The following is a 16,960-nucleotide window of genomic DNA, read 5'->3' on the forward strand; positions in this document are numbered from 1 at the left end:
CCTATCGCCCCGGCGCTCCCGAGAAGAGATCCGTCAGCGAGAAGCCGTAGCTGACGCCGGCGCGAATGCTGTGCAATCCGCTCATGTTGCAGATCGGGACCGGATAGAGCGCGACATTGGTCGCATAGGTCGGATAGTCGTGCTGCAGTTTCACGTAGAGATATTCGGCCTTCACCGAAATATTGCTGGTGAGCGCGAATTGCACGCCGCCGCCGACCGTCCATCCCGCCAGGAACGGATTGTTCTGGCTGGTTCCAAAAGCGTAGGCCGGGCCGAGCAGATTGGCGCCCGAGAAAGTCCTGGGCGCGATGATGTGACCATAGGCCAGACCGCCCGTTCCATAGACGAGCCAGCGGTTGAATGCATAGCCGAGCCGGCCGCGGAAGGTGCCCAGATAGCCGCCGCGCGTGCTGGACACCGTGCCGTGGCCGTTGGTCGAGCCACCGATTTCACTGCGATATTCGGCGTCCGTCTCGAAGCCCGCGACGATGTTCGGCAGGACTTGCCAGTTGTATCCGAGTTTCAGGCCGCCGAGAAAGCCCACGCCGTTCATCGGGACCGGATCGGCGAATTCGGCGTTGCCGATCGCCGTGCCGACGTTGAAGCCAATGGAGAGGCCGCCCCAGTTGACCGGGACGGAGCCGAGGTCGAAGGGGGAAGAGCCCCCCGGCGGGACATCGCCGGGCGGGGGCGGCGGAACGTCGTTTCCGCCCGGACCGGGCGGGGGCGCGCCCTTGCAGGTCTTGTCGAAACTCCAGTCCTTTTTGCCGACCGTTCTCGGCGCCGAAACGCCCGCGTCGGTGACCGTGACGGTCGTGCAGGGCTTGTCGAGGATACGGCAATTGGCCCCCGAGGCCTGACAGACCTCGATCACGCCGCCGTAAAGCACGGCGTCCGTGCTGCCCTGCCTCGCGCGCACGCCGAAGGCGGTGCCGCGCACGCCGATCGTCGCAGTGGGCGTGCGCACTTCATAATTCTTGTGGGCCGGCGAGCTGACGAAGCGGAAGGCGCCCTTCGCGGCGCTGAAGGCGACGCCGTTATTGCCCGCATAAACGAAGCTGTCGAGTCTGACCTTCGAGGACGGCCCCATCTGCAGATTGGTGCGGTCGTCGAAGTTGAATTTGCCGCGGCTTGCCGCGCCGGTCGTCAGCACTTCCTCGAAATAGACTTCGTCCCCGGCCCTCAGCTTCATGCTGCGGTCGGTGGTCGCTCCATGAACGTCCTTCTCGATTGTCGAGGCGCTGCCGATCTTCTGCTCGGCAAAGGAGGGAGCGGCAAGGGCGCAAAGCGCCGTAATGGAAATTGCTGTTCTACGCATGAGGCGCCCCGAAGCTGATGCGACGAAATGGATTGCGAAACGCAAGAAAACGCCGGCCGCGCGAGCCGATGGTAAACAGCTACAGCAGCGGGGCTCGGGGACGCAACGGGACTGGCCGAAAAGAAATGTATTAATGATCGCGAGTGGCTTTCGCGCCACAGTTGTAAGACATGACGATCGCGACCAGAGCAGCTCTTACAGCCTCACCCTCTCGTCGAGCTCGCCCTCCGCGAAAGGCACCTCGAACTCCGCGACGAAACCGCCGTCGACGAGGCGAACGACCTTCGCGGCCTTCGATCCGACCATGACGCGGCCCCCCACGAGCGGGCGTGCGTTCACCTCGACGCTGACGCCGGAGAGCGAAATGTCGTTGATCTTGGCGGTCTTCTCCTTGCCGTTCGACAGGCGCACGATCGTCCATTGCAGCATCGGCACGATGCGTTTGTGGCGGCGGTTTTCGGGCAGATCCAGCACGTCGCGGTTGGCGAACCACACGAGTTGCTCGGCCAGTTTCCGGTGCTTCATCTCGGTCAGCTTCAGGCCGATGGCGAAGCCCTCGCCCTCGTGGCGCGAGACGCCGCCCTCGAAGCGGCCGAGCTCCGCGATATAGACGATGACCTTTTCGCCGAGCCGCGGCCGAACGGGTGTGGAAAACAGCATCTCGCCCGTGGACATTGCGACGATCCGGCAGGGGTGTTCCGCCCCCGACGCGAGCATGAACCGGCCCTCGAGATCGACCTCGACAGAATTGTGGATACGCTCCCGCGCAGCGCCTGGCCCGAAATCCGACTGCAAAGACATGATGAAGAGAGTCCGTTGCTGATTTTCAGCAATGGAGATTGCATACAAACTCCTCACGCAGTCTTAATTGTCGACAAGGCCCGCGCGTTAACCGACAGTAAGGACTGCAGCCTTTGCGCCCGGGCCCCGCCTGTGGCAGAAACGTGCGGAAGCACACGAGGACCATCATGGCGGCGGACGTCACATTTCCTGCGGCTGCGGCTGCGGGCTTGCTGTCTTTTCTCTCCCCCTGCGTGCTGCCGCTGGTGCCGCCCTATCTGACCTATCTGGCCGGCGTCAGCATGGAGGATCTCGAAATCGAGACACGCTCGGCGGCGCGGCGCGACGTGCTCCTTTCCGCGTTTCTGTTCGTCCTCGGCTTTTCCACGGTCTTCGTGGCTCTCGGCGCGACGGCGAGCGCCTTCGGCGCGGTGATCCGCGCCAATCTGCAAATCCTGTCCTGGGTCGCCGGCGGCGTCATAATATTGATGGGCCTGCACTTCCTCGGCATACTCAAGGTCGGGCTTCTCTATCGCGAGAAGCGCGCCGAAATCACCAAGCCCATGGGGCTTTTCGGCTCCTATGTGATGGGGCTCGCCTTCGCCTTTGGCTGGACGCCCTGCATCGGGCCCATCCTCGCAGCGATCCTCGCCGTCGCGGGCGCGCAGGAGACCGTGGCGCGAGGGGCCTTGCTGCTCGCAACCTATTCGCTCGGCCTGGGGCTGCCCTTCATCGTCGCGGGATTCGCGCTGGGACGCTTCCTCGCTTTCGTCGCCCGCTTCCGCAAGCATTTCGGCAAGGTCGAGAAGGTCGTCGGCGTGCTGCTGATCTTCACGGGCGTCGCCTTCCTCACCGGCGGCGTGCAGGAGATGTCCTTCTGGTTGCTGGAGATGTTCCCCGGCCTGGCGACGCTGGGATGACCGCGGGCGCCGGCGAGGAGCGCGTCGAGGAGCGCCGCCTGCCGGAGGTCGACAGGCTGCGCGGCCTCGTCATGGTGATCATGGCGCTGGACCATATGCGGGACTTCTTCGACGCGGACGCCATCCGCTTCAGCCCGACTGATTTGGCGCACACATATCCGTTTCTGTTCTTCACCCGCTTCATCACCCATTTCTGCGCGCCGACCTTCGCCCTGCTCGCGGGCGTCGGCGCGTTCCTCTATGGCGCGCGCCAGCAAAACCCTCGCAAGCTCTCGCTGTTTCTGGCCTCGCGCGGCCTTTGGCTGATCTTTCTGGACGCCGTCCTCATCAGCCCGATCTGGAGCATGGGCTCGGGAAAGATCGAATTCGGCACGCTTTACGCCATAGGCTGCGGCCTGCTGGCGCTTTCGGCGCTGTCCCGGCTGCCGGCGCGCGCCGTGCTCGCCATCGGCGCTGCGATCATTCTCGGACACAATCTGCTCGATGGAATCCACGCCGCCGATCTCGGCGCCTGGGGTCCATGGTGGCGACTGCTGCATGAGCCGGGGCCCCTTCCGCTCGCCATTCCCGGCGGGGTGATCTATCCGGCGCTGCCCTGGATCGGCGTCGTCGCCTTCGGCTATGGAATCGGGCCGCTCTTCCAGCGCGCGGCCGGCGAGCGCGATCGCATCCTGCGGATCGGCGGGCTTGCGGCGCTGGCGCTGTTCCTCGCGCTGCGCAGCGGCAATTTTTACGGCGACCCGAAAGGCTGGGCCACGCAGCGCGACGCGGTCTTTTCCGCGCTTTCGTTTCTGAACGTGACGAAATATCCGCCCTCTCTGCTCTATCTGCTCGTCACCCTCGGCGGCGCCATGCTGGTCCTGCCCCTGCTGGAGAAGGTGAGAGGCGCGGCCGGAAAGGCGCTGGTCATCTTCGGCCGAACGCCCCTCTTCTTTTACGTCCTGCACCTTTACCTCGGAGTCGCCGCGGCGCTGGCGCTCGCGCTCGGGCGCGGCTATTCGCTTGCGCAAATCGGCGAATTCGCGAAGTCCGGCGCGCCGCCGCCGGAATTCGGCGCGGGGTTGGCGGGCGCCTATGTCGCGTGGATCGCCGTGGTGCTCGCGCTTTTCCCGCTGTGCCGCTGGTTCGCGGAACTCAAGCGCCGTCGCGCCGACTGGTGGTGGCTCAGTTATCTGTAACCCGGCCCAGCGTCAAATTGTCGCATGGACGCCCGTCGGCAACGCCGTCTTGGTCGCGGCGCGGCGCGCTTGTATAGAAGAGCCGAACTTCAAAGGCGGTCCTTCTGATCCGCAGAATGTCTTAACGCGAGGGTTCGGGGAAACGGAATGCTGGAAAAACTGGTCGCCTTCTGTCTCCGCTGGCCCTGGACCGTCGTTTTTCTCACACTCGCGCTGACCGGCGGGGGCGTTTTTCTCACCGTCGACCGCTTCCAGATCGACACGGACACGGCTCATCTTTTCTCCGCCGACATCCCCTGGCGGAAAAACGAGGCGGCGATGTATCGCGCTTTTCCGGCGCTGGAGGATATCATCGTCGCAGTGATCGACGCGCCGACAGGCGAGGAGGCGGACGACGCCGCCCGCCGCCTGAACGACGCGCTTCAGAATCGCCCGCTCATCTCCCGGTCCTGGCGGCCCGACGATCACGAATTCTTCCGCAAGAACGGCCTGCTCTACCTGCCCACGGCGGAGGTCGAGAAGACCGTCGGCATGATGATGGGCCAGCGCGACGTGCTGACGCCGCTGGCGGAGGACCCGAGCCTGAGGGGCCTCTCCAACGTCCTGCTGGGCAATCTGAAATCCGCCTCCGTCAGCGAGCGCATTTTCACCCGCTACCTCGCCGGCCTCGACGAGTTCTCGCGCGTCTTCGAGGAGACGCTCGCCGGCCGCAGCACAGAGGTCGACTGGGGCAAGCTGCTTTCCGGCGGCGGGAGCGCCGGGCCGACGACGCCCGCGCTCGAAAAGCGCCGCATGGTGCTCATCAAGCCGGTGATCGACTATTCGGCCCTGCAGCCCGGCGCCGACGCCATCGAGCTGGTTCGCTCGACAGCCGCCGACGTCGGAATCACGAAGGATAAGGGCGTCACACTCCGCCTCACCGGACAGGTGCCGCTCGCCGATGAGGAATTCGCCACGATCTCCGAGAACATGGCGCTCAACACCACGGCGACCCTGGTCGTCGTGACGCTCATCCTTTTCGCCGCGTTGCGCTCGCCCAAGCTCATCCTCGCGGTGCTCATCACGCTCCTCGCCGGTCTCGCCATCACCTCCGGCCTCGGCATCCTTCTCATCGGCCGCTTCAACATGATTTCGGTCGCCTTTGCGGCCCTTTTCATCGGTCTCGGCGTCGATTTCGGCATCCAGTTCGCGACCCGCTATCGCGAGGAGCGTCACACCGACAACGACCTCGAGCGCGCGATCATGGCCGCGACGCGCGGCATCGGCGGCTCCCTCACGCTCGCCGCCGTCTCGCTGCTCGCGGGTTTCTTCTGCTTCCTGCCGACGCCTTTCCTCGGCGTGTCCGAGCTCGGCCTCATCGCCGGCATCGGAATGATCGTCGCCTATCTCGCGACGCTCACCTTCCTGCCGGCGGCCATCAAGCTGATGCGCCCGCGCCCGGAACATGTGCCGATCGCCACTGCCTCGCTCGCGGCGGTGGACCACTGGATCGAGGGGCACCGCAAGCTCGTGCTGATCCTCACGGCGCTGGCCGTCCTCGCCGGAACGCCCTTCCTGTTGCGCCTGCATTTCGATTCCAATCCGATGAATCTGCGCAATCAGCAGGTCGAATCGGTCGCGACCTTCCTCGACCTGTCGAAAGACCCGAGGACCGCGCCCAACAAGATCGAGGTGCTCGCCCCCTCGCTGGAGGCCGCGCGCGAACTCGAGAAGAAGCTTCTCGCCCTGCCGGAAGTGGACCACATCGACTCGATCGACTCGCTCATTCCCAAAGACCAGGACGAGAAGCTCGCGCTGATCGAGCGCGCGCGCTCGGAGCTGCGGGGCGCGCTTGAACCCAGGAAGAAGCCCGCGCCCACGGAGGCCGAAACCGTAAAGGCGCTGACGGCCGCCACCAAAGCGCTTCGCGGCGCAGTAAAGAGCCTCAAGAAGCCGGCGCCCGCGGTCGCGCGCTTCGCCGACAATCTCGACGCGCTCGCCAAGGCGAGCCCCGAGATCCGCGCAAGGGCGCGGGCGGCGATCTTCGACGGTTTCGAGAAAATGCTGGGCGAAATCCGGCAGGCTCTCGGCGCCGAGCGCGTCACGCCGGAATCGCTGCCGCAGGATCTGCGTGGCGACTGGATTTCCAACACGGGCCTGGTGCGGCTCGAAGTCACGCCGAAGGGCGACAGCAACGACCGCATCGTCATGACGAAATTCGCCGACGCCGTGATGGCGGTGGCGCCCGACGCGAGTGGACCCCCGATCATCGTCTCGGAGGCGAGCAGGACGGTGACGAAGGCTTTCCTGCAGGCGGGCTTTTATGCGCTTGTCTCAATCTTCATTATTCTGGCGGTGGCCCTGCGCAATCCGATCGACGTCGCCCTGACGCTCGGACCGCTGGTGCTCGCCGGAATCATGAGCCTGCAGGCGGCGGAGGCGCTGGGCGTATCGCTGAATTTCGCCAATATCATCGCCTTGCCGCTGATGTTCGGCGTCGGCGTCGCCTTCCACATCTACTATGTCATCGCCTGGCGGGCGGGCATGGTGGACATGCTGGCCTCGAGCCTGACGCGCGCGATCTTCTTCAGCTCGCTGACGACCGGGACGGCTTTCGGCAGCCTGTTCATGTCCAGCCATCCGGGAACCGCGAGCATGGGTGAATTTCTCGTGATTTCCCTGTTCTTTACGTTGCTCGCGGCCTTCATCATCGTGCCGGCCTTCCTCGGGCCGCCGCGCGTTCCGGCCAGGAAAGCCTCAGATGCGACTTGACGACCATCGCCTTTCGGCCTTTCGCTATGGCCGAAACGCTTCCGCGCAAATTATGATTCAGGGGTCCGGCTTCATGAGAATGGGAAAGAATTTTCTGCACATCCTCGCCGCGACGGCCCTGTGGGCTCCGATCGCCGCCCATGCCGCCGACTCGATCTTTGGCGTCTGGGTGCGCGACGGCCATCCGACCGACAAGCTCGAATTCTACGACTGCTCGGGAAAGCTCTGCGCCAAGGGCATCCTGCCGATGCTCGACGGTTCGCCCGCGCCGCAGATCCTGCGCAGCGCCGCCAAGACGGGGCCGAACAGCTGGAAGGGCGATCTGTTCAACCCGGAGGACGGCAAGACCTACACCGGCAAGATCACCTATGACTCGCCGACCAAGCTGACCCTGACGGGATGCCTCGTGGCCTTCCTGTGCCAGAGCGAGACCTGGACGCGCGTTTCCGGCCCGCCCAAACCCGCCGCGGCGGAGGCGAAGCCCGCGGGTAAGGGCGCGCCCGCGCACGAGGGCGAAAAGGAAAAAGAGAAGGCTCCGGAAAAGGAGAACTCGAAATCCGTCGAACAGCCCGCCAAGACGACCCCGGCGAAGCCGAAGTCGGGAGCGGCGCCCGCCGCGGGGAAACCCGCCGCGCCGAAGCACCCGGCGCCCGAGGATGCGGACGAATAGGATTTTTCAGGGGATTCCCCGTTGGTTAAACGATCGGTAACTTGACGCTTCTCTCGCGGCGCGAGAGCTTGCAGAGATTGATTCACGCGCGTCGCGCGGCCTCGCGCGCGCATCCAGCCGCAGCGCAACATTCCGGCGTCCGCCGAGGACAAGCGGGCGGCGAAGGGAGCTCGGGCTCGCCGACGCTTCCTTGTCGAGCGCCGCCGCAACGATCTGAACGCGACCCCTGGTCCGTGGCGAATCGGAGATGACGTTCTGTTGACCGGCCTCGCCTACTTCCCCTTCTTTCAGCGCATCGCGCGGACAGCCTCGGTCTGCGCGGCGTCGATCGCGCTCATCGGCTGCGATCTGGAGTGGGAGAAGCCCGACCTCGCAACCCCGCCGCCGGAGCGTTTTCGCGAGGCCAGGCCCGCATCCGCCGCGCCGATCCCGGCGGGGAAGGACTTCGCGGCCAAGTTCGGCTCCAAGGAGCTCACGGCGCTCGTCGAAAAGGCGCTGGCGGACAATCTCGACATCGCCGCCGCCGTGGCGCGCATCGACGAGGCGGATGCGCAGGCGCGGGTCGCCAGCGCCGCCTTGTGGCCGAGCATTTCGATGCTGGACGTCGCGCGCACGACCCGCATTCCCGGCACGACGCTCAATATCGCCTCGGCCAGCACCGGCGCAAATCCGGCGACCCAGGGAACGACGACGACGGCCACGGGCTTCAAGGCGCGGCATTTCGGCTTCTTCCAGCTCGGCCTCAACGCCAGTTACGAGATCGACTTCTGGGGCAAGAACGAGGACGCCTCCAACGCCGCGCGTCTCCTCGCCAACGCCAGCCGCTTCGATCGCGACACCGTCGAGATCGCGACGGTCGCGGCGGTGATGAACGCCTATTTCCAGGTGCTGACCGCGCAGGACCGCGTGCGCATCGCCCGCAGCAATGTCGCCATCGCCGAGAAGGTGAACGACGCGATCCAGGCGCGTTTCACCGTCGGCACCGCCAGCGCGCTCGACACCGCGCAGCAGGAAACCGTCCTCGCCCAGCAGCGGGCCGCCATCCCGCCCCTCGAGCAGACGCTGCTGCAAACGAAAAACGTCCTTGCCGTCCTGCTCGGCCGCACGCCGGAAAGCGTCAATGTGAAGGGCGGTTCGCTCACGAAGCTGACCTTCCCCAAGATTGCGCCGGGCCTGCCGTCGGAGGTGCTGCTGCGCCGTCCGGACGTCGCCAACGCCGAAGCGCAACTCGCCTCGCAGGAATTCTCGGTGTTGCAGGCGCGCGCCGCCTTCTTCCCGTCCGTGACGCTCACCGGACAGTATGGGGTGCAGACCGCGCTGCTGCGCAATCTCATCCGCCCGGAGGCGATCGCCTGGCAGGCGGCCACGAATCTCGCGCAGCCCCTTTTCGACGGCTACAATCTGCAGGGCCAGTACGAGTTGCAAAAGGGTCGCTACGCCGAACTCGCCTCCCTATATCGCAAGCAAATCCTCACGGCGCTGTCGGACGTGGAGAACGCCCTGATCGCGGTGCGTGAGACGGCGCAGCAGCTGAAGCTGCAGGGAGCCGCCGTGAACGCTGCGCGCCGGGCCTATGACGCCGCCTTCATGCGGCTGCAGGAAGGGACGATCGACATCATCACCCTGTCGACGACGGAGCGGGATCTGTTCACGACCCAGGAGGCCGAAGCGGTCGTGCGGCTGAATTATTTCCAGGCGGCGACGAGCCTCTATCAGGCGCTCGGCGGCGGCTGGTCGCCGACCACGCGCAACGACGAAATCGCGCGCGCCGCCGCGGCTTACGAGGCCGACAAAGGGCCCTGGCCATGATCCGCGCCGACCGGCGAATTCTGATGGCGGTCGCCGCGCTGGCGATTGCGCTGGGGGCGGGCTGGGCCTATCGCGCCGGCTGGTTTCCGGGCGCCTCCCGCGGCGAGAAGGAGACGACCGAGGGCCGGCGCGGCGCGCCGCGCGGCGACGCGCCGGTCACCGTGACGACGGCGCAGGCGAAAATCTCGGACGTGCCGGTCACGATCGACGCGGTCGGGACGGTGCAGGCGCTCAACACCGTCATGATCCGCACGCAGGTCGACGGGCGACTGGTGCGTCTCGGCTTCACCGAGGGCCAGGACGTGCGCAAGGACGACATCCTCGCCGAGATCGACCCGTCGCTCTACCGGGCGCAATATGAGCAGGCGGTCGCGAAAAAGGTCCAGGACGAGGCCAATCTCGCCAACGCCCGCGTCGATCTCCTGCGCTACGAGAAGCTCGTCGCCGGAAAATTCGCCTCCGTTCAGCAATACGCCACGCAAAAGGCGCTCGTGGAGCAGCTGGCGGCGCAGGTTCGCGCCGATCAGGCCGCGATCGACAGCGCCAAAACGACGCTCGATTATGCGACGATCCGATCCCCGATCGACGGGCGCGCCGGCATCCGTCTCGTCGACGTCGGCAATATCCTGCATCCGTCGGACCAGAGCGGAATTGTTGTAATCACGCAGCTCAAACCCATCTATATCGTATTCACGCTGCCGCAGCAGGCGCTGCCGGCGGTGCAGAAGGCGCAACGCGACGGCCCTCCGAAGGTCGTCGCGCTGGGACCGGACAATGCGACGGCGATCGCCAGCGGCGAACTGACGGTGATCGACAATCAGATCGACCAGCTGACGGGCACAGTGCGGCTGAAGGCCACGTTTCCCAACGCGGATCTGACGCTCTGGCCCGGACAGTTCGTCAATGTGCGACTGATGCTCGACACGATCCGGGACGCGATCGTGACGCCTAGCCCCGCCGTGCAGCGCGGCCCGAGCGACGCCTTCGTCTATGTGCTGGGCGACGACGGCTTGGCGCATATGCGGCCGGTGAAGACCGGGCGCCAGGACGAGGCGATCGTCGTGGTCACCGACGGTCTCAGGGCCGGGGAGACGGTCATAACGAGCGGCTTCTCGCGACTCTTCGACGGCGCGAAGACACACGTCGTCAATTCGACGTCCGACGTCAAAGAGGCGCCGGATTCCGGTAAGAATGTCTCCCCGCCGCCCGAGGGCGCCCCGCGGGAGCGAGGCAGGCGGCACTAGGGCGCTCCGAAGAAGTGATCTGACGCGGCATGAATGTTTCGGCGCCCTTCATCAAACGGCCGGTGGCCACCTCGCTGATGGCCTTCGCCCTGCTGCTGTTCGGCGTGCTGGGCTACATGCGCCTGTCCATCTCGCCGCTGCCGCAGGTCGACTTCCCGACAATTCAGGTCACGACGCAGCTTCCCGGCGCCAACCCCGATACGATCGCCTCCCTCGTGACGGCCTCGCTCGAACGCCAGTTCGGGCAGATACCGTCGCTGACGAGCATGTCGTCGCAGAGCTCCTTCGGCCTGTCGCAGATCACCTTGCAATTCGATCTCGACCGCGACATCGACGCCGCCGCGCAGGACGTGCAATCGGCGATCAACGCCGCCGCCTCGACGCTGCCGAAAAATCTGCCCTATCCGCCCGTTTACGCGAAGGTTAACCCCGCCGACACGCCGGTGCTGACGCTGACGCTGCGCTCGAAGACCGCGACGCTGCGCGATTTGAGCGATCTCGCCGACACGCTGATCGCGCCGCAGCTGTCGCAGGTCACGGGCGTCGGCCGCGTCGCGGTTCAGGGCGGCGTTCGCCCCGCCGTGCGCATCGAGGCGGACCTCGCGCGGCTCGCGGCGAACCGGATCGGCCTCGAGGATCTGCGCGAGGCCATCGCCGCCGCCAATATCGCCGGCGCCAAGGGCTCGCTCGACGGCAGCCGCCAGTCCTATACGCTCGACGCCAACGACCAGATCCTGAAGGCCGATCAATACAAGACGATCGTCGTCGCCTGGCGCAACAAGGCGCCGGTGATGCTGAGCGACGTCGCCAATGTGGTCGAGGGCCTCGAGAACGCCCGCGTCGGCGGCTGGTACAACGGCGAGCAGTCGATCGTGCTCGACGTGATGCGCCAGCCCGGCGCCAATATCATCAGCACCGTCGAACTGGTGAAAAAGGAGCTGCCGCAACTGCGCGGCGCGCTGCCCGCCGGCATGGCGCTCGACATCGTCAACGACCGGACGGACACGATCCGCGCCTCGATCCACGAGGTTGAACTCACCCTCGTGATCGCGGCGGCGCTCGTCGTATTCGTCGTCCTGATGTTCCTGCGCAGCTGGCGCGCGACGATCATCGCCGGCGTCAGCCTGCCGCTCTCCATCATTGCGACCTTCGCGATAATGTGGGCCGCCGGGTTTTCGCTCGACAATCTTTCGTTGATGGCGCTAACCATCGGCACCGGCTTCATCGTCGACGACGCGATCGTCATGATCGAGAACATCGTGCGCAACATAGAGGGCGGCAAGAAGCCGCTCCAGGCGGCGCTCGACGGCGCGCGCGAGATCGGCTTCACGGTCGTGTCGCTCACCGTGTCGCTCATCGCGGTGTTCATCCCGCTGCTATTCATGACCGGCGTCGTCGGACGCATGTTCCGCGAATTTGCGCTGACTCTGACGATCGCCGTCGTCGTCTCGGCGGTGATTTCCCTCACGCTGACGCCGATGCTCTGCGCGACGCTGCTGCGCCACGCCCCCGCGCGCACGCACACGGGGTGGGAAATCTTCTCGCTGTGGCTGGACCGCGCCTATTATCGTTCGCTCGACTGGGCGCTGAAGCACGAGCGTTTCATGCTTGCCCTGACCGGCGCCACGCTCGCCCTCACCATGGTCCTTTTCGCGACGATTCCGAAAGGCTTCCTGCCGCGGCAGGACACGAGCCTGCTCAGCGTCGTGCTGGAAGCCTCGGCCGACACGTCCTTCGAGCGCATGAAACATTTGCAGGGCGAGGTGACAAAAGTCTTCCGGCGCGATCCGGAGGTGACGGGCGTCATCTCCGTTCTGGGCGTCGGGCCGCTCAACGCCACGACCAATGTCGGCCGCCTGACGGTGACATTGCGCAGCCGCGACGAGCGCACGACGGGCGCGGACGCAATCGCCGACAGGCTGAAGGCGGCGGGCGAGCGCGTCCCCGGCGTCACGCTCTATGTCGAGCCGGTGCAGGACATTCAGATCACGACGCGGCCGAGCCGCTCGCAATATCAATACACCCTCACCGCGGCCGACGCCGGCGAACTGCTGACATGGTCGAACCGTCTCCTCGACCAGCTGCGCAAGACGCCGGGGCTGCGCAATGTCGCGGCCGAGACGCAGGACGGCGGCCTGCGCGCGCTGATGCGCATTGATCGGGAGAAGATGGGCCGTCTCGGGATCTCGGCGCAGAACGTCGACGACGTGCTCAACGACGCTTTCGGTCAGCGGCAGATTTCGACGATCTATACGCAGTCGAACCAGTATCGCGTGATCCTCGAGGCCGCGCAACAATATCTGCGCAACGCCTCGGCGCTGGAGAAGCTCTATGTCGCGCCGGTGGGCGGCGGACCGCAGACGCCGCTCGCGGCCTTCGTGCATATCGACCAGGTCGCCGCGCCGCTCTCCGTTTCCCATCAGGACCAGTTCCCGGCCTCGACCATCAGCTTCGACCTGTCCGAGGGTGTGGCGCTCGGCGACGCCGTGAAGTTGATCGCGAAGGCCCAGACCGCGATCGGCATGCCGGAGTCGATCATGGGCGTGTTCAGCGCCGACGCGGCCGAGTTCAACAAGTCGCTGGCGAGCGAGCCCTGGCTCATTCTGGCGGCGATCGTCGCCATCTATGTCGTTCTCGGCGTGCTCTACGAGAGCTTTGCGCATCCCTTCACCGTGCTCACCACCCTGCCGTCGGCTGGCGTCGGCGCCTTGCTGGCGCTCATGCTGTTTCGCATCGACCTGTCGATCGTCGCGCTGATCGGCGTCGTGCTTCTGATGGGCATCGTAAAGAAAAACGCGATCATGATGATCGACTTCGCGCTCGAGGCCGAACGCGTCGACGGGCTCTCGCCGCGCGACTCGATCATCCGGGCCGCGCATATGCGCTTCCGTCCCATCATGATGACGACGCTCGCTGCGCTCTTCGGCGCCCTGCCGCTCGCGCTCGCCCATGGTCCCGGCAGCGAGCTGCGCATCCCGCTCGGCGTGTCGATCATCGGCGGCCTGCTGCTCAGCCAGGCGCTGACGCTTTACACCACGCCGGTCATTTATCTCGCCGTCGATCGCCTGCGCCGGCGTTTCCTGCCGGCCCCCGAGCCCGCGGCGCCGGTCATCGTGTCGGACCGCACGCCGCAAACATCGCCGGAGGCGGGCCGGCGCGAGGCGGCGGAATGAACGTTTCCGCTCCCTTCATCCGACGGCCGGTCGGAACGACCCTTCTCGCGTTGTCGCTGTTTCTCCTGGGCGCGATCGCCTATTTCTTCCTGCCGGTCGCAAGCCTGCCCGCGATCGATTTCCCGATTGTCAGCGTCAGCGCCATGCGTCCCGGGGCAGATCCCGAGACGATGGCGGCGTCCGTCGCGGCGCCGCTGGAGCGCCGCCTCTCGGGCATCGCCGGGCTCAATGAGCTGACCTCGACGAATTCGCTCGGCGCCACGCAGATCATGCTGCAATTCGACATTGACCGTAATGTCGACAACGCCGCGCGCGACGTGCAGGCTGCGATCAACGCCGCCATTCCCGATCTCCCGACCGACCTGCCGATGGCGCCGACCTTCCGCAAGGCGAGTCAGTCGGGCATGCCGGTGCTGGTGCTGGCTCTCACCTCCGACACGCTGCCGACGAGCGCGATCTTCGACGCGACCGACTCGATCATCGCCCAGCGCATATCGCAGGTGTCCGGCGTCGCCGAGGCGCGCATCGCAGGCGCCGAACAGCCGGCGATCCGCGTGCAGGTCGACTCCGCCCGGCTCGCGGCGATGAATCTGGGCGTCGACGAGGTGGCGCGCGCGCTTTACGCCGCCAACGCCCATTCCGCCGTTGGCGCGCTCGCGGGAACGACGCAGGAGATCACGCTGGCGACGACCGATCAGCTGTCGACGCCCGAAGATTATCGCAACATCGTCATCGCTTCGCGCAATGGGGCGGTCGTCAAGCTCGGCGACGTCGCAAAGGTCGAGCGCGGCGTGCGCAACCGCATGTCGGCGGGGTGGTTCAATGGAAAGCCGGCGGTGCTGGTGATCGTCACCAAGCAGCCGAACGCCAATGTCATCGAGACGGTCGATCAGATCAAGGCGATGCTGCCGCAGCTTCAGAAATGGATTCCGTCGGGCATCCAGATCAATGTGCTGTCGGATCGCACGCAAACGATCCGCGCGAGCATACACGACATTCAGTTCACGCTGACAATCTCGGTCATCCTCGTGATGATGGTCGTCTTCGTCTTCCTGCGCCGCGCGACGCCGGTCATTGCGGCGGGCATCACCGTGCCGCTGTCGCTCGTCGGCACCTGCGCGGCGATGTGGGCCGCGGGCTTTTCGATCGACAATCTTTCGCTGATGGCGCTCACGATTTCGGTGGGTTTCGTCGTCGACGACGCAATCGTCATGATCGAGAACATCGAGAGCTTCAGGGAACGCGGCTTGAGCCGCCTGGAGGCGGCGCTCGCGGGGTCGAAGCAGATCGCCTTCACCGTCGTCTCGATCAGCCTGTCGCTCATCGCCGTGTTCATCCCGCTGCTCTTCATGGAAGGCGTGATGGGCCGGCTTTTGCGGGAATTCTCCTTCACGCTGACATTCGCGATCCTCATCTCCACTGTCGTCTCGCTGACCGTGACGCCGATGGTCTGCGCCTGGCTACCCGCGCAGAAACACAAGCCCCCGACACGTTTCGACCGCCTGATCGAAGGCGCGGTCGACAGCGTCACGGCCTTTTACGCGCGAAGCCTGCGGCCCGTCGTCGATCATCCCTGGGCCACGCTCGTCGTCATCCTCGTCACCGTCGTCTGGACCGTGCAGCTCTACCGAACGATCCCGAAAGGCAATCTGCCGCAGGACGACATCGGCCTCATCAACGGCACGACGGAAGCTTCCGCCGACGTTTCCTTCACCGAAATGTCGCGGCTGCAGAAGCTCGCCACGGAAGTCCTGCTGAACGATCCCGATGTCGCGAATGTCGGCTCCTTCATCGGCGCCACCAATCTCACGGCCTCCGCCAATCAGGGCCGCCTCTTCGTCGCGCTGAAGCCGGCCGGCGAGCGCAAGGCCTCGAGCAAGGAGGTGATCGCGCGGTTGCGGAAGGAATTCGCCAAGATCGCCGGCTTGAGCGTCTTCATGGTGCCCTCGCAGGACCTGCGCAGCGGGGGACGCCAGAGCAAGGCGCAATATCAGTTCACCCTCTCCGACGCCTCGCTGGAGGAGCTGGAGGAATGGCGCGGCAAGATCATCGCGCGCCTGAAGCAGCTGCCCGAGCTCGCCGACGTCACGAGCGACAAGGAACAGGGCGGCCTGAAGGCGCAGGTGGTCATCGACCGCAACGCCGCTTCGCGCATGAACGTGCCGATCGCGGCGATCGACGCCGCACTCAACAGCGCCTTCGGCCAGCGGCAGGACACGATCATCTACACGCAGCGCAATCAGTATCGCGTCATTTTCGAGACCCCGCAGTCCCGACAGCGCGACATTCGCGACCTTGCCGGCGTCTATGTGTCGAGCACGACGGGAATGCAGGTGCCGCTCACGGCGCTGGCGCATATCGAGCGCGGCTCCATGCCGCTTGTCGTCAACCATCAGGGCGTGTTGCCGGCCATCACCATCTCCTACAATATCGCTTTGGGCTCGACGCTCGACGCGGCGACTCAGGCAATCGAGACGACCATCGCAGAGATGAACCCGCCGGGCGGGCTGCACGCCGCCTTCGCAGGAGACGCCGCGGATTTCAGGAAAGTGGCGGCTGGCCTCGCGACGCTGATTCTCGCGGCGCTGCTCGCCGTCTACGTCATCCTCGGCATTCTATACGAAAGCCTCGTGCACCCTGTGACGATCATTTCGACGCTGCCTTCCGCCGGACTCGGCGCGCTGCTGTCGCTCGAACTTTTCAATGTCGAATTCACGGTGATCGCCTTCATCGGCATTCTGCTACTGATCGGCATTGTGAAGAAAAACGGCATCATGCTCGTCGACTTCGCGCTCCAGGGCGAGCGCGAGCATGGACTTTCCATCCACGATTCGGCGCTCGAGGCCGCGCGCGAACGTTTCCGCCCGATCCTGATGACGACCCTCGCCGCGATGTTCGGCGCCTTGCCGCTCGCTTTCGCGACCGGCATCGGCGCGGAGCTGCGCCGTCCGCTCGGCATCACCATCATCGGCGGCCTGCTGCTCAGCCAGGCGCTGACGCTCTACACCACGCCGGTGATCTATCTTCTGATGAGCAAGCTGCGCCGCAAGCCGCGGGAGGCGACGGAAGAAGGCGGTCGCGCGGCGCCCGCCTGAGTCTCTGGGGAGGAGTCTTCAG

The 16,960-nt window shown here is 65.6% G+C and carries 10 protein-coding genes; 8 read left to right on the forward strand and 2 right to left on the reverse strand.

Features of this window, described 5'->3' with window-relative positions; translation table 11 throughout:
• Position 1 precedes the first annotated feature (1 nt).
• Both MET49242_RS13735 and MET49242_RS13740 read right to left on the reverse strand, forming a co-directional pair.
• The gene (locus tag MET49242_RS13735) at positions 2 to 1,318 is read right to left on the reverse strand and encodes a FecR domain-containing protein (RefSeq protein WP_036283620.1); all 1,317 of its coding nucleotides are present in this window, start codon (positions 1,316 to 1,318) and stop codon (positions 2 to 4) included.
• 195 nt (positions 1,319 to 1,513) lie between these two features.
• The gene (locus MET49242_RS13740; protein WP_051134202.1) at positions 1,514 to 2,119 is read right to left on the reverse strand and encodes a PilZ domain-containing protein; all 606 of its coding nucleotides are present in this window, start codon (positions 2,117 to 2,119) and stop codon (positions 1,514 to 1,516) included.
• A 167-nt stretch (positions 2,120 to 2,286) separates the two neighbouring features.
• Between MET49242_RS13740 and MET49242_RS13745 the strand changes: the two genes are divergently transcribed.
• The 8 genes from MET49242_RS13745 (at position 2,287) to MET49242_RS13780 (ending at position 16,938) form a co-directional block, all read left to right on the forward strand.
• Entirely contained in the window at positions 2,287 to 3,018 is a 732-nt protein-coding gene (locus tag MET49242_RS13745) for a cytochrome c biogenesis CcdA family protein (RefSeq protein WP_036283623.1), read from the forward strand.
• A complete protein-coding gene (locus tag MET49242_RS13750) occupies positions 3,015 to 4,196 on the forward strand; it encodes a DUF1624 domain-containing protein (RefSeq protein ID WP_084679095.1) in 1,182 nt (393 codons plus the stop codon). The genes MET49242_RS13745 and MET49242_RS13750 overlap by 4 nt, the downstream gene beginning before the upstream one ends.
• A 147-nt stretch (positions 4,197 to 4,343) precedes the next feature.
• Positions 4,344 to 6,947 carry an MMPL family transporter gene (locus tag MET49242_RS13755; RefSeq protein ID WP_036283626.1) on the forward strand — a complete coding sequence of 868 codons (2,604 nt, stop codon included), beginning with the start codon at positions 4,344 to 4,346 and terminating at the stop codon, positions 6,945 to 6,947.
• A complete protein-coding gene (locus MET49242_RS13760; protein WP_244430818.1) occupies positions 6,937 to 7,617 on the forward strand; it encodes a DUF2147 domain-containing protein in 681 nt (226 codons plus the stop codon). The genes MET49242_RS13755 and MET49242_RS13760 overlap by 11 nt, the downstream gene beginning before the upstream one ends.
• A 258-nt stretch (positions 7,618 to 7,875) precedes the next feature.
• Entirely contained in the window at positions 7,876 to 9,426 is a 1,551-nt protein-coding gene (locus MET49242_RS13765) for an efflux transporter outer membrane subunit (RefSeq protein WP_084679097.1), read from the forward strand.
• Positions 9,423 to 10,670: an efflux RND transporter periplasmic adaptor subunit gene (locus tag MET49242_RS13770; protein WP_036283628.1), complete on the forward strand. Its 1,248-nt coding sequence runs from the start codon at positions 9,423 to 9,425 to the stop codon at positions 10,668 to 10,670. The genes MET49242_RS13765 and MET49242_RS13770 overlap by 4 nt, the downstream gene beginning before the upstream one ends.
• A gap of 29 nt (positions 10,671 to 10,699) precedes the next feature.
• On the forward strand, positions 10,700 to 13,843 hold the full coding sequence (locus tag MET49242_RS13775; RefSeq protein ID WP_036283631.1) for an efflux RND transporter permease subunit: 3,144 nt from the start codon (positions 10,700 to 10,702) through the stop codon (positions 13,841 to 13,843).
• The gene (locus tag MET49242_RS13780) at positions 13,840 to 16,938 is read left to right on the forward strand and encodes an efflux RND transporter permease subunit (RefSeq protein WP_036283635.1); all 3,099 of its coding nucleotides are present in this window, start codon (positions 13,840 to 13,842) and stop codon (positions 16,936 to 16,938) included. Before MET49242_RS13775 ends, MET49242_RS13780 begins: the two co-directional genes overlap by 4 nt.
• Positions 16,939 to 16,960: the final 22 nt, after the last annotated feature.

Source organism: Methylocystis sp. ATCC 49242, from assembly GCF_000188155.2.
In the GTDB taxonomy this organism is placed as follows: Bacteria; Pseudomonadota; Alphaproteobacteria; order Rhizobiales; family Beijerinckiaceae; genus Methylocystis.

Bases quoted from the DNA above. Each gene is read 5' to 3' on its own strand.
- MET49242_RS13740 (WP_051134202.1), bottom strand. From the start codon at position 2,119: ATGTCTTTGCAGTCGGATTTCGGGCCAGGCGCTGCGCGGGAGCGTATC.
- MET49242_RS13750 (WP_084679095.1), top strand. From the start codon at position 3,015: ATGACCGCGGGCGCCGGCGAGGAGCGCGTCGAGGAGCGCCGCCTGCCG.
- MET49242_RS13780 (WP_036283635.1), top strand. From the start codon at position 13,840: ATGAACGTTTCCGCTCCCTTCATCCGACGGCCGGTCGGAACGACCCTT.
- MET49242_RS13770 (WP_036283628.1), top strand. From the start codon at position 9,423: ATGATCCGCGCCGACCGGCGAATTCTGATGGCGGTCGCCGCGCTGGCG.
- MET49242_RS13775 (WP_036283631.1), top strand. From the start codon at position 10,700: ATGAATGTTTCGGCGCCCTTCATCAAACGGCCGGTGGCCACCTCGCTG.
- MET49242_RS13760 (WP_244430818.1), top strand. From the start codon at position 6,937: ATGCGACTTGACGACCATCGCCTTTCGGCCTTTCGCTATGGCCGAAAC.
- MET49242_RS13745 (WP_036283623.1), top strand. From the start codon at position 2,287: ATGGCGGCGGACGTCACATTTCCTGCGGCTGCGGCTGCGGGCTTGCTG.
- MET49242_RS13735 (WP_036283620.1), bottom strand. From the start codon at position 1,318: ATGCGTAGAACAGCAATTTCCATTACGGCGCTTTGCGCCCTTGCCGCT.
- MET49242_RS13755 (WP_036283626.1), top strand. From the start codon at position 4,344: ATGCTGGAAAAACTGGTCGCCTTCTGTCTCCGCTGGCCCTGGACCGTC.